Consider the following 13,127-nt stretch of genomic DNA (forward strand, 5'->3'; position numbering starts at 1 on the left):
TTCATGGGCGAACCGAGATATGGGATAGCAGGCGTTGACGGCCCTAGATATTCTTGTCCTGATCGCGGTGTTCGGCGCGGCGATACAGGGTTTCATGCGGGGCTTCGTCACCGAAGTGCTCGCCCTGTTCGCCTGGGTCGCGATCGTCGCGGCGCTGAAGATGTTCCACATCGCTTTGGCGCAGACGCTGACCGGGGTGGTGGGTACCGTGTCGGGCGCGGCGGTTCTGGCATTTGCGCTGATCGTCGGCGTCACCTATCTGGGCGGACGAATGATCGCACGGGCCATCGGACAGCGGACGCGCACCTCCGTGTTAGGCCCGGTCGACCGCGCGCTGGGCTTCGGCTTCGGCGCTTTGAAGGGACTGATCCTTGCCAGCCTGGTCTTCCTCGTCGTCGCCCTTCTGATCGACACGGTCAGCGGCGGCCCCGCGCGCAGGCCCGAGTGGATGGTCAAGAGCCGTACCTACAAGCTCTTGAACGCAACCAGCGCCGGGATCGCCGATTTCGTCGATCGTCGCCGTCGCGGCTTGCCCGTTTTCGGCGCGCCCACCCCCGGCGCCGGTTCGGGCATGACCAACAGCAGCGAGACCTCGTCATGAACGCGCCCCTCTACAATGCGGAAATCCTGCGGCTGACCACGGCGATTCCGCACGACCAGCGCCTGCGCGATCCTATGGCCAGCGCCGAGCGCCGGTCCCCCATTTGCGGCAGCCGGGTGACGGTCGACGTCAACCTCGACGAAGCGGGCCGCGTGGCGGAGGTGGGGATGCTGGTCCGCGCTTGCGCGCTGGGGCAGGCATCCGCGGCGCTGCTGTCCGCCCATGTCATCGGGCGCAGCGTCACCGAACTGGCCGCCGCACGGGACGAACTCGCCGCGTGGCTCGAGGCAGGGCAGGGCGATGCACCTGCCTGGCCCGGCCTGGATATCTTCGCCCCGGCGCTGACCTATACCGCGCGGCACCCCTCGATCCGTCTGGCGTTCGAAGCGGCCGCGCAGGCGGCGGAGGCCGCCGCCGCGGGATCGCACCGCTGATGCACGCCGAGGTATCGCTGCTTCGCGACGGTGCGATCCTGTTCGGGTTCGGACTGATCTTCGTTCTGATCTTTCGCCGGTTGGGGCTGGGCGCCACGCTGGGATATCTCATTGCCGGCGCGGTCGTTGGTCCTCATGTTCTGGGGTTGGTCGGCGATGCCGAGTCTAAGCTGGGCATCGCTGAGATCGGCATCACGCTCCTCTTGTTCATCGTCGGGCTGGAACTGAATCCCGCCCGGCTTTGGCGGATGAAGCACGAGATTTTCGGGCTGGGTTTGCTTCAGGTCGTGGCCTGCGGGCTGGCGATCACGGGCATCGTGATGCTGGCGCACTTCTCGCTTGAGGCCGCCTTTGCACTCGGCCTGCCGCTCGCTTTGTCTTCGACGGCGCAGGTGCTGCCGATGCTGCAATCGTCCGGGCGGATGCGAACGCCCTTTGGAGAACGGGCCTTTTCGATCCTCCTGTTTCAGGATCTGTCGATCGTCCCGCTCATTACGATCGTCGCGGCGATGTCGCGCAATCCTGCCGATCATGCCGGACCACCGGGCTGGATATTGGCGTTGGAGACGGTGGGAGCGATCATCGGTCTGATCCTGGCCGGACGTTTCCTGTTGCGGCCCCTGTTCCGCCTGATCGGCAATATGGGCGAGCGTGAGATGTTCGTCTTTGCGGGGCTGTTCACGGTCGTCGCCAGCGCGGCGGTCATGGAGTTGCTTGGCTTGTCGACCGCACTGGGGGCGTTCATCGCGGGCGTGATGCTCGCCGACAGCCCCTACCGGCACGAGCTGGAAGCGGATGTCGAGCCGTTCCGTTCGATCCTGCTCGGCCTGTTCTTTCTGGCGGTCGGCATGATGCTCGATCTGCCAGCCATCGCACATCGGCCGGTCTTCGTTGCGGTCATGGCGCTCGCGCTGATCGCGACCAAGGCGCTGGTGATTTCATTGATCGGGCTGGCGTTCAAGATGAACTGGCGCTCCGCCCTCGCGCTGGGTCTGCTCATGAGCCAGGGCGGTGAGTTCGGCTTCGTTCTCTTTGCTCAGGCGCAGCAAGGCTATCTGATCGCACCGGAAGCAGCGAGCCTTTTTGGCGCGATCATCACCTTGTCGATGGCGACGACACCGTTCCTGATGGGAGCCACGCGCCGCATCCGCGAAGAACCGGTCATCACCCGCGGCGGCCAGCGCGACGGGCCGGTAACCGATGGCGCCAATGCCCTGATCGTTGGCTATGGCCGGTTCGGCCAGACGGTCGCGCAAATGCTGATCGCCAGCGACATTCCGGTGACGTTGATCGACCGCGACATCGAGATGATCGACATCGCGGCTTCCTTCGGCGCCAAGGTCTATTATGGCGACGGCACCCGGCTCGACCTGCTCCGCCAGGCGGGTGCGGCGGAAGCGGAATTGATCCTATTTTGTCTGGACGATGACCAGATCACGCTGGAATTGCTGGAAAGCGTCCATGCGGCTTTCCCCGATGCGTCGATCTTCGTCCGCGCCTATGACCGGCGCGCCGTGCTTCGTCTGAAAGGGGGTCCCGCCTCCTATGTCGTGCGTGAGGTGCTGGAGTCGGCGGTGAAGATGGCCCGGCTCGCGCTGGGGAGCCTGAAAATCGATCATGCGGAGATCGACCGAGTGGAAACCATGTATCGCGCCCGCGACAAGGAAAGGCTCGCTGCCCAGGCCGCAGCGGGCGACCTGCGGGCCGCCAGCGATCGGATCATCACGCAGGACGAACGGAAAGGCTGAATCATGGGGCTGGTGGCGATTCTGGCAGCATTGTCCGGGGCGATCGCAATCGCGGCCGGCGCCTTTGGCGCGCACCGAGCGGAAGGTGCCGCCGTCGAATGGCTGCGAACCGGCGGCCAGTATCAGCTCATTCACGCCGTCGCTGCGCTTGTCGCCGTGCGGATGGAAGCAAGGGGCGTCGCCTGGACGTTCGTCATCGGGGCCGCGATCTTTGCGGGCACGCTCTATGCCATGGCCGTTGGCGCACCGCGCTGGTTGGGGGCCGTCACGCCGGTCGGGGGCACGCTTTTGATCCTGGGCTGGCTTTGGCTGGCATGGTCGCTTCGCGGCTGAGCATTTTCGCGCCTGGCGGGACGGGCTTCACCTGTGCGAGGGGATGTTCTAGGGACCGGCCATGGCCGACCCATTCTATATCACCACCGCCATCCACTATCCCAATGGCCGCCCGCATATCGGCCATGCCTATGAGATGGTGGCGGCAGACGTCATCGCCCGGTTCCAGCGTCAGGCAGGCCGCGATGTCCTGTTTCAGACCGGCACCGACGAACATGGTCTGAAAATGGCGCAAGCAGCGCGCGCGCGCGGCATTTCGACGCGTGAGTTCGCCAACGAAATGTCCAGCCATTTCCATGTGATGGCTGATCGCCTTGATATCTCCTATGATCGATTCCTCCGTACGGTCGACGCCGATCACTATGCCGCCAGTCAAGCCATCTGGCAGGCGATGCAGGCCAAGGGTGATCTGTATCTCGACCGTTATGAAGGCTGGTATTCGGTCCGCGACGAGGCCTTTTACGACGAGGGCGAACTGACGGTTGGCGAGGATGGCACCAAGCTGTCGCCGCAGGGAACGCCGGTGGAGTGGACGGCGGAGGAAACCTGGTTTTTCCGCCTGTCCAAATATCAGCAGCCGCTGCTCGACTTATACCGCGACAATCCTGATTTCATCCGCCCCGAAAGCCGCCGCAACGAAGTGATGCGCTTTGTCGAGGGTGGCCTGTCCGATCTATCGGTGTCGCGCACCAGCTTCGACTGGGGCGTGCCCGTGCCCGACAGTCCGGGCCACGTCATGTATGTCTGGGTCGATGCGCTGACCAATTATCTGACCGGCACCGGCTATCCGAACCGGGATGGCGATTTGGCGCGTTTCTGGCCTGCCAATCTGCACCTGATCGGCAAGGACATCGTTCGGTTCCACACGGTCTATTGGCCCGCCTTTCTGATGTCGGCCGACCTGCCGCTGCCGCAGTCGGTATTCGGCCATGGCTTTCTGCTCCACCGGGGCGAGAAGATGTCCAAGTCGGTCGGCAACGTCGTCGACCCGATGGGGCTGGCCGATGCATTCGGTGTCGATGCTCTCCGCTATTTTTTTCTGCGTGAAGTCAGTTTCGGACAGGACGGGTCCTATTCGGCGGAAGCCATCGTAACCCGCGTCAATGCCGAACTCGCCAACAGCTTCGGCAATCTGGCACAGCGCACCCTGTCGTTCATTGCCAAGAATCTGGAAGGCGCCTTGCCTGAAGCCGGGCGCAGCGATCCTGCCGACGCCATGCTGCTGGAGGAGGTGGTCGTCGCCTGTGCCGGACTGAAGACCGCGTTCGAGGATCTGATGCTCAGCCAGGGGATCGAGACCTGGATGCGCGGCGTCTATGCCTGCAACCAGTATATCGACGTCCAGGCGCCCTGGTCGCTGCGCAAGACCGATCCCGACCGGATGCACGCGGTTCTCGGCACACTGGTCCGCGCGATCCGGATGCTTGCCATCGCGATCCTGCCGGTTACGCCGCGCGGGGCAGGGCTCATCCTCGACACCCTGGGCGCCGACGATCGTAATCATGCCGCGATCGACGATGATGGATGGTATGCCCGCCGCGCCGATAGCGGCGTACCGCTGGCCGCGCCGACCCCGGCCTTTCCTCGTCTGGAAATGCCAGCGGAGGCGGAAGGCTGATGCTCGCCGACAGCCACTGCCACCTGAATTACAAGGGCTTGGCCGAGGATCAGGCGGGGCTCCTTGCCCGCGCTCGGGATCGCGGCGTCACGGCGATGCTCAACATCTCCACGCGAGAAAGCGAGTGGGATGCCGTTATCGCCACCGCCGAGCGGGAGCCCGACGTCTGGGCAACGGTCGGCATTCATCCGAACGAGGCCGATGCGCACCCCAATGTCGATACCGCCAGGCTGATCGAGCGAGCCCAACACCCGCGCGTTGTCGGCATCGGGGAGAGCGGGCTCGATTACTATTACGAGCATAGCGACCGGGCACGTCAGCAGAACAGCTTCCGCGCGCATATCGCCGCGTGCCGTGAAACAGGCCTGCCACTTGTCGTGCATACGCGCGATGCAGAGGAGGATACCGCCGCGATCCTGGCTGAGGAGATGGGGAAGGGGGCCTATCCCGGCGTCATCCACTGCTTCACGGCCAGCGGCGATTTTGCCGATAAGGCCTTGGCGTTAGGCTTTTATATATCTATTTCGGGTATCGTGACCTTCAAGAACGCGAAGGATTTGCAGGAAACCGCCGCGCGCCTCCCGCTTGATCGGTTGCTGGTCGAAACCGATGCACCGTTTCTGGCGCCCGTGCCGCATAGAGGCAAGGCCGGGGAACCTGCCTTCGTCGCCGACACCGCCAAATTCCTTGCCGAACTGCGTGGGGAAACGGTGGAACAACTGTCCCACGCGACAGCCGAGAATTTCCACCGGCTCTTTGCAAAGACGCGCGCGTGAAAATCCGGATCCTCGGTTGTGGAACGTCCTCCGGCGTCCCCCGGATCGGCAATGACTGGGGTGCTTGCGATCCTGCCGAGCTGCGTAATCGACGGATGCGTTGTTCGGCTCTTATCGAGGATGAGGGCACCCGCATCCTGATCGATACCGGCCCCGACATGCGCGAGCAGTTGCTCGTCGCTGGGATAGGGACGGTCGACGCCGTGATCTGGACCCACGATCATGCCGATCACTGCCACGGCATCGACGACGTTCGTCAGATCTTCCATGCCTTGGGCGAGCCCATATCGGGCTATGCCAGGCCGACCACTGCCGCGTCGCTCGAAAATCGTTTCGGCTATGTCTTTCGCGGCAAGACCGGATACCCACCGACTGCGACGATGACGCTGATCGAGGATGAACTGACGATCGGCAGGATTCGGGTACGAACGGTAGATCAGCCGCATGGGCGTATCCTGTCCGCAGGTCTTCGCTTCGACTGCGATGGCAAGAGCATCGGCTATGCGACGGATTTTCACGAGCTCACGCCCGAAATGGCGGAACTGTATTCCGATCTCGACCTATGGGTCGTCGATGCGCTTCGCCGACGTCCACACCCCGCCCATGCCGATCTGCCCACCGTGCTCCACTGGATCGAAATGCTGAAGCCCCGCCACAGCGTTCTGATCCATATGGATCAGTCGATGGATTATGCGACCCTGTGTCGCGAACTCCCAGCCCGTGTCGAACCTGCCTATGACGGCATGGAGCTCATTCCTTGAGCACGGACCGGGCCATGGACATCGTCTATTATGGCCTGATCCTCTTGCTCCCGCTCAGCGCTCTGGCGGCGCGGCGCATTCCTATCGGCCAGACCTTACGGATGGTCCTGATCTGGATCGGCATTTTCAGCGCTGCCTTATTGGTCGTCGGTCAACGGGAGCGGTTGGCCGAGTTGTGGCCGGGTAGAGCATCGCCTGACGGCATCGTTCGCATTCCCATCGCGCAGGATGGGCACTTCTACGCCGATGTCCGTATCAATGGCGTAGAGCGCCGGATGTTGATCGACAGTGGGGCGACGACCACCGCCTTGTCCGAAGCGACCGCGCGGGCAGCAGGGCTCGATCTGAACGAAAGTCCGTTCGGCAGCTTGATCGAAACGGCGAACGGCCGGGTCACGGCATCGCATACCACCATCGCCAGTCTGGCAATTGGCCCGATCCAGTTGAACGACGTCGGCGCGGACGTATCGCCGAGCTTCGGCAGGCAGGACATTATCGGAATGAACGTCCTTCGTCGGTTACGATCGTGGCGCGTCGAGCGGGGGGTTTTGATCCTGAATGCGACCACCTAATTGTTTTACATAATATATATTATCGACTTTGAAGGAGTGGCTTTGTGGATCGCCTGTTGACCATTATGAAGCGCCTACGCGACCCGCAGACGGGCTGCGAATGGGACGTCGCACAGAGCTTCGAGAGCGTCGCACCCTATACCATCGAAGAAGCGTATGAGGTCGCCGACGCGATCGCGCGCAGCGATATGGCGGATCTCAAAGACGAGCTTGGCGATTTGCTGCTCCAGGTGGTCTTTCATGCGCAAATTGCCGAAGACCATGGCCTTTTCGACTTTTCCGATGTCGTTGCGGCGATCAGTGACAAGATGGAGCGGCGCCATCCGCATATCTTCGGTGCCGATGTCAGTGGTGGCCATCATCTGTGGGAACAGATCAAGGCCGAGGAACGCCAGGCCAAGGCAGCGAACGGTACGTTGGATGGCGTGGCACTCGGCCTGCCCGCCTTGATGCGGGCGGAAAAGCTTCAGAAGCGCGCGGCACGGGTCGGTTTCGACTGGCCGGATACAGAAGGATCGCGCGCAAAGGTCGACGAGGAAATTCAGGAAATCACCGAAGCCCCGCCCGAGACGCTGGCGGAGGAATTCGGTGATCTGCTGTTCTCGGTCGTCAACTGGGCACGCCATTGCGGCGTCGATGCAGAAGCGGCGCTGCGCTATGCGAATGGCAAGTTCGAGCGCCGCTTTCGTGCAATGGAAGCCCAAGCGGGCGAAGCCTTTCCTGCGCTCGATCTGCAAGCCAAGGAAGCGCTATGGCAATCCGTCAAGCATCGCGACGGGTGAAGCGCTCATAGTCGGACTCCGCAAGGCGGACATCATAAACCGCCTGCTCGCCTTCGATAGCTTGATCCAACACCTCTCCATGCGCGTGAAGCCAGGCCGCCCCCGCCCCGTCACCCGCATCCAGTGTGACCCGGTAACGACGGTGCCCCGAAGTGAGCGCGGCCGCGACCTGTTCGATCAGGTCGTCAATCCCCTCGCCCGTCATGGCCGACACAGCCACGATATTGGCGCGCCGCTCGGCCTCGATCAGGACATCCTCGCGCGCATCGCCTTCGATGAGATCGATCTTGTTCCATGCCTCGAAGCGTGGGGTCTCCGGATCGACGCCAATCTCGGTCAGCACTGCCTCGACGTCCGCGCGCTGTGCCTCGGTGTCGGGATGCGCGATGTCGCGGACATGGATGAGCAGGTCGGCTGAAACCACCTCCTCCAGCGTAGCCTTGAACGCCGCAACCAACTGTGTCGGCAAGTCGGAGACGAAGCCGACCGTGTCGGACAGGATCGCCTTGTCGATACCGGGCAATGAAATCTGCCGCAGAGTCGGGTCGAGCGTGGCGAACAGAAGATCTTTCGCCATGACATGAGCGCCGGTCAACCGATTGAAAAGCGTAGACTTTCCGGCATTGGTATAGCCCACCAGCGCGATCACCGGCCAGGGTGCCCGCTGACGACGTTCACGATGAAGGCCGCGCGTCCGACTGACCTGATCCAGTTCGCGCCGCAACCGCGCCATCCGGTCACGGATCATGCGACGGTCGGCCTCGATCTGCGTCTCGCCAGGGCCGCCTAGAAAGCCAAACCCGCCGCGTTGCCGCTCCAGATGGGTCCAGCTGCGAACCAGACGCCCGGCCTGATAGTCGAGATGCGCCAGTTCGACCTGCAGCCGACCCTCAGCCGTCGCGGCGCGTTCGCCGAAAATCTCGAGGATCAGGCCGGTTCGATCGATGACCTTGGCCTCCAGCGCGGTTTCCAGGTTGCGCTGCTGAACCGGAGTCAGCGAAGCGTCGAAAATGACCAGCTGGGCCTCTTCCATCCGCACCTGCTGCGCAACCTGTTCGACCTGTCCGCTGCCGATCAGCGTGGCAGGCTTGGGCGCGCGGACCCGCAACGCCACGCGTTCGACCACATCCAGGCCGATTGCCATGGCAAGCCCGGCGGTTTCCTCCAGACGGGCTTCCGCGTCGCGCGCGGCATCGCCCTGATCGGGCAGGACGATGACCGTGCGGGCGCCGCGGGTGAACTCACCCCGGTCGCGATCGAAACCTGTGCTCAATCCTCGGCCGATCCCGCCTGCTCTTCGGCCAGGTTCAGCGGACGTGCCGGCTGAATGGTCGAGACGGCGTGTTTGTAGACGAGTTGCGCCATGCCCTCGCGTTGCAGCAACATGCAGAACAGATCGAAGCCCGCAATCTGTCCCTGCAGCATAACGCCGTTGATCAGGAACATCGTGACGGGGTCTTCAGACTTGCGCACCGCATTCAGGAAGATTTCCTGCAAGAGTGGGTTCTTGCGCTGATGTTCGTTGACGCCGTCTACGATCGCGGCGACGTCCAGCGGACCGGATGGCATGATGGTGGAGATGGCGTGCTTGTAGATCAGCTGCGACTGCCCGTCGCGGCGCAGCAGCACCGAGAAATTGTCAAACCAGGTTACGATCCCCTGGAGCTTCACGCCCTTGACGAGGAACATGGTTACGGGCGCCTTGGATCGGCGCAGTGCATTCAGAAACAGGTCCTGCAGCGAACCCTGTTTGTCGGCCATGGTCAAGCCCTTGTTCTTGGCGGATCCGTGCCCGCGAGTAGCGCCGTTTCCCGGCGTCGGAATTGCGCCCGTGTGCCGGGCGCGCTCAATATCTATGGTTTCAAGGAGCATTCGTCCAGAGGCGGCGCCCACCCCATCATCAATCCTCTCGCGTTTCGCTGATGCCCAATAGCTTCAGCTTGCGGTGAAGCGCCGACCGTTCCATTCCGATGAAGCTGGCGGTACGCGAAATATTTCCGGAAAAACGCCGGATCTGAATGCGCAGATATTCGCGCTCCCAGCTTTCCCGCGCCTCGCGCAAGGGCGCGCCCATGATCGCTGTCGCTCCGCCGCTACCCATATCGCCCCCCTCGCCCAGCACTTCCGCCGGTAGCAGGTCCATGTCGATCCGCCCGACCCGGTCGCCCGGTGCCAAGATGATCGTTCGCTCGACGACGTTGCGGAGTTGGCGGACATTGCCCGGCCAGTCATAGGACTGCATCGCGACCATCGCATCGGGTGCGATCTCGGGGGTGCGGACCCTCCGCTCGGTGGCATAGTGCGCCATGAAATGCTCGACCAGCGGAGGAATGTCCTCGCGCCGCTCGGCAAGCGAGGGGATGGTCACCGGCACGACGTTCAGCCGGTAGTAGAGATCCTCGCGAAAACGTCCCTCGGCGATTTCCTGGGTCAGGTCGCGCGCGGTGGCCGATACCACCCGAACATCCACCTTGACGACACGTGTGCCGCCGACGCGGGTAAAGCTCTGATCGGTCAGTACGCGAAGGATACGTCCCTGGGTCGCGATCGGCATGTCGGCGATCTCGTCGAGGAACAACGTGCCGCCATGGGCCTGTTCGAGAAGGCCGGTGCGGACCAAATCCCCCCCCTCTTCCACGCCGAACAGCTCCTCCTCAACCCGCTCAGGCGTCATGCGAGCGGCGCTGACCACCACGAACGGCGCGTCGGCCCGGTTGCTCCAGCCATGCAGCAACCGGGCGGCGACTTCCTTGCCTGTGCCCGCCGCGCCCATGATGAGCACCCGACTTCCTGTCGCCGCCACCCTCTTCAGCGTGGCGCGGATACCGTTGATCGCGCTCGACGATCCGGTCAGGTCGGTCTCGCGCCCCGCCGAGGCACGAAGTGACGCGTTTTCGCGCCGCAGCCGTTCCGTTTCGGTCGCGCGCCCCACCATCAACAACAGGCGTTCCGCCTCAAACGGCTTTTCAATGAAGTCGGCTGCGCCCTTGCGGATCGCCGCGACCGCCGTGTCCAGATTGCCATGGCCTGAAATGACCAGAACGGGGATCGAAGGATCACGCCGTTTGATCTCGTCGAGCAGTTCCAGCCCGTCGAGCTTCGACCCCTGCAACCAGACGTCGAGCAGGACGAGCGATGGCCGCCGCACGGCCACCGCCTCCAGCGCGGAATCGCTGTCCGCGGCGACGCGGGCTTCATAACCCTCGTCCTCCAGCACGCCCGCGACCAGTTCGCGGATATCAAGTTCATCGTCGACGACGAGGATGTCCAAAGCCATGATTTTTTACGTCCGGGTACGAGTCAAAGCGGTGAGCTGGCCCTCCCCAGCCAGTTCGGGTTCGGCGCCCCCATGATCCAGCGCCGCCAGGGCGCCGGCATCGAACATCATTGAAACAATGGTGCCGCCGGTGGGATTGTCGGAAAAGCCGATCGTGCCGGCATGTTCCTCGATAATCTTGTTGACGATGGCGAGGCCCAGACCCGTGCCCCGCGCACGCGTCGTCATATAGGGCTCGATGATCCGGTCGCGCTCGGGCGGCAGGCCGATGCCATTGTCGGTCACGGTAATGGTGACCATGCCGCCCTGCTGGCCGACGGTCATCACGACTTTGCCGCCCGTCATGCCTTCGGGTCGGGATTCAATCGCTTCGACCGCATTCTTGACGATATTCGTCAGTGCCTGACTCATCTGGCGGCGGTCGCAGACCAAGGTCGGTGGGGGTTCGTCCTGGTCCAGTTGGAACCGGACTTCAGGATGCGCGACTTCGTGCAGGAACATCGCCTGTGCACAGATATCGGCGATCGCCTCCTCGCGGAACACAGGCTTGGGCATCCGCGCAAACGAGGAGAATTCATCGACCATCCGGCGCAGGTCGCCGACCTGCCGCACGATCGTCTCGGTCAGACGCCCGAATGTCGGGTCCTCCACTCCGATGACTTTGCCATAGCGCCGCTGAAGGCGTTCGGCGGCGAGCTGGATCGGGGTCAGGGGGTTCTTGATCTCATGGGCGATGCGCCGCGCGACGTCCGACCAAGCGGCGCGCCGCTGGTCGAGCAGTTGCTGGGTAATATCGTCGAACGTCAGAATGGGGCCATCGCCAGTCTGCGCGATGCGCACCGCCAGAGTCCGCATGTCACCGTGCAGCGCCACTTGTACGGTGGCCTCACGCCGGCCTTGATCGAGCAGCTCGTCCAGCTCGGGCGCGACCTCTCCTAGCTTACGGCCGACAAGCCCGTCTTGATCGGCGCCCAGCAGGATATCGGCGGAGTTGTTCGCGATCCGCACCTGCCGATCACGGCCGACCGCCACGACCCCGGCCGATACGCCGGCCATGACCGCCTCGATCAGCGCGCGCCGGTTGTTGAGCTGTGCATTCGCAGTGACAAGTTCGGTATTTTGGCGCTCCAACTGGCCGGTCATCTGGTTGAAGGCGTTAGCGAGCGTACCGACCTCATCGCGGGTCTTGGGATCGGGCACGCGCGCGGTCAGATCGCCGCCCGCGATCCGCCGCGCGGCATCGACCAGCTCGCCGACCGGGCGGACCAGCCGGTCCGCCACCGCCAAGGCGATCCAGACGGCAATGCCGACGATCAGCAAGGCGATCGCAAACAGGACGAGGTTGAACTTCAACTGGAGCGACCGCGCCCGTCCCTGAAGCGCGCGATAGTCGTCGAACACATCCTCCGCGGCGAAATGCTGCTTGCTGAGGAATTCGGCGTTCACCGGCGTGCCGATATAGAGCATCAATCCGTTGCCCTCGGGCAAGGGCGTGACAACCCAGACGCGCTGTTCGTTGATGCCTACTTCAGGACGGCTGAGCTTACTCGCCTGCTGGATCATCTCGGGCGTCACCAACTCGCGGAAGGTGGTGTCCGAGGGCTGATTGAAGAAGTCGTAGAATTTGAAGCCCTGCTTCGGGTCGTAGGAGAAGAGGACCGACTCCACCGTGTCACGCACCACCGTCTGCTGCACGAGGTAATCGTGGAAATCGCGGCGGTTCTCGCGAAGCGCGGGCAGGTTACGTCCAAGATCCTGCGACATGGCACGACCCGTATCGACCCAGCGCTTGATGATCTGCTGCTGGGATTGACGCGCGATGTCCATGGCGTCGCCGAACGCCTTGCGCGCGCGATCCGAAATCCAGAACTCTGCCGACGACTGGAACAGCACCGAGGCGGTGACCACCGTAAGCAGGATTGGCACGCTTGCGGTCAGAGAGAAGAGCGCGACCAGACGGACATGGAGCCGTCCTCCGCCGCCGACCGGCGAACTGGCAGCGCGCCGCATCGCCACCCGCCGTCCGAGCAGCATCAAAAGGAGCACGCCGGGTACCAGATTGAGCGCCAGCAGCCCCGCCATGACCGGCGGCGCGATCAGGCCCTGCGTGTCATGGCGACTGGCGATATAGACATAGGTGCCGATCGCGACCGCGACCGCCCCCAGGATGACTGCGACCTCCATAAGCGGGGTCACCGCAAAGCGAGAGCGCGGTCCTTCGGCAG

Annotated in this window: 13 protein-coding genes; 9 read left to right on the forward strand and 4 right to left on the reverse strand. The window is 63.3% G+C overall.

Annotated elements, in window-relative coordinates; translation table 11 throughout:
- Positions 1-34 precede the first annotated feature (34 nt).
- The 9 genes from GGR45_RS06300 to mazG all read left to right on the forward strand — a co-directional run bounded on the left by GGR45_RS06300 (position 35) and on the right by mazG (position 7,625).
- On the forward strand, positions 35-601 hold the full coding sequence (locus GGR45_RS06300) for a CvpA family protein (protein WP_175312179.1): 567 nt from the start codon (positions 35-37) through the stop codon (positions 599-601).
- On the forward strand, positions 598-1,035 hold the full coding sequence (locus GGR45_RS06305; protein WP_175312178.1) for an iron-sulfur cluster assembly scaffold protein: 438 nt from the start codon (positions 598-600) through the stop codon (positions 1,033-1,035). The genes GGR45_RS06300 and GGR45_RS06305 overlap by 4 nt, the downstream gene beginning before the upstream one ends.
- Positions 1,035-2,783 carry a cation:proton antiporter domain-containing protein gene (locus tag GGR45_RS06310; protein WP_175312177.1) on the forward strand — a complete coding sequence of 583 codons (1,749 nt, stop codon included), beginning with the start codon at positions 1,035-1,037 and terminating at the stop codon, positions 2,781-2,783. The genes GGR45_RS06305 and GGR45_RS06310 overlap by 1 nt, the downstream gene beginning before the upstream one ends.
- Before the next feature lie 3 nt (positions 2,784-2,786).
- Positions 2,787-3,116 (forward strand): DUF423 domain-containing protein, encoded by a 330-nt coding sequence (locus GGR45_RS06315; protein ID WP_175312176.1) that lies wholly within the window; start codon positions 2,787-2,789, stop codon positions 3,114-3,116.
- A gap of 61 nt (positions 3,117-3,177) precedes the next feature.
- Entirely contained in the window at positions 3,178-4,734 is a 1,557-nt protein-coding gene (gene metG, locus GGR45_RS06320) for a methionine--tRNA ligase (RefSeq protein ID WP_175312175.1), read from the forward strand.
- A complete protein-coding gene (locus GGR45_RS06325) occupies positions 4,734-5,510 on the forward strand; it encodes a TatD family hydrolase (protein ID WP_175312174.1) in 777 nt (258 codons plus the stop codon). The genes metG and GGR45_RS06325 overlap by 1 nt, the downstream gene beginning before the upstream one ends.
- Entirely contained in the window at positions 5,507-6,271 is a 765-nt protein-coding gene (locus tag GGR45_RS06330) for an MBL fold metallo-hydrolase (RefSeq protein WP_175312173.1), read from the forward strand. Before GGR45_RS06325 ends, GGR45_RS06330 begins: the two co-directional genes overlap by 4 nt.
- On the forward strand, positions 6,268-6,843 hold the full coding sequence (locus tag GGR45_RS06335; RefSeq protein WP_246358086.1) for a retropepsin-like aspartic protease family protein: 576 nt from the start codon (positions 6,268-6,270) through the stop codon (positions 6,841-6,843). Before GGR45_RS06330 ends, GGR45_RS06335 begins: the two co-directional genes overlap by 4 nt.
- 65 nt (positions 6,844-6,908) lie before the next feature.
- The gene (gene mazG, locus GGR45_RS06340) at positions 6,909-7,625 is read left to right on the forward strand and encodes a nucleoside triphosphate pyrophosphohydrolase (protein WP_217498029.1); all 717 of its coding nucleotides are present in this window, start codon (positions 6,909-6,911) and stop codon (positions 7,623-7,625) included.
- Here the strand turns inward: mazG and hflX are convergent.
- Genes hflX through GGR45_RS06360 form a run of 4 tightly spaced genes read right to left on the reverse strand, consistent with a single transcriptional unit; the run spans position 7,606 to position 13,086 of the window.
- Entirely contained in the window at positions 7,606-8,898 is a 1,293-nt protein-coding gene (gene hflX / locus GGR45_RS06345; RefSeq protein WP_175312171.1) for a GTPase HflX, read from the reverse strand. The genes mazG and hflX overlap by 20 nt on opposite strands.
- Positions 8,895-9,497: an RNA chaperone Hfq gene (hfq, locus tag GGR45_RS06350; protein WP_281394115.1), complete on the reverse strand. Its 603-nt coding sequence runs from the start codon at positions 9,495-9,497 to the stop codon at positions 8,895-8,897. The genes hflX and hfq overlap by 4 nt, the downstream gene beginning before the upstream one ends.
- Before the next feature lie 28 nt (positions 9,498-9,525).
- Positions 9,526-10,902: a nitrogen assimilation response regulator NtrX gene (gene ntrX, locus GGR45_RS06355; protein WP_175312169.1), complete on the reverse strand. Its 1,377-nt coding sequence runs from the start codon at positions 10,900-10,902 to the stop codon at positions 9,526-9,528.
- A gap of 6 nt (positions 10,903-10,908) precedes the next feature.
- The gene (locus GGR45_RS06360; RefSeq protein ID WP_246358087.1) at positions 10,909-13,086 is read right to left on the reverse strand and encodes a sensor histidine kinase NtrY-like; all 2,178 of its coding nucleotides are present in this window, start codon (positions 13,084-13,086) and stop codon (positions 10,909-10,911) included.
- Positions 13,087-13,127: the final 41 nt, after the last annotated feature.

The organism is Sphingomonas zeae, from assembly GCF_014197135.1.
Classification (GTDB): domain Bacteria; phylum Pseudomonadota; class Alphaproteobacteria; order Sphingomonadales; family Sphingomonadaceae; genus Sphingomonas; species Sphingomonas zeae.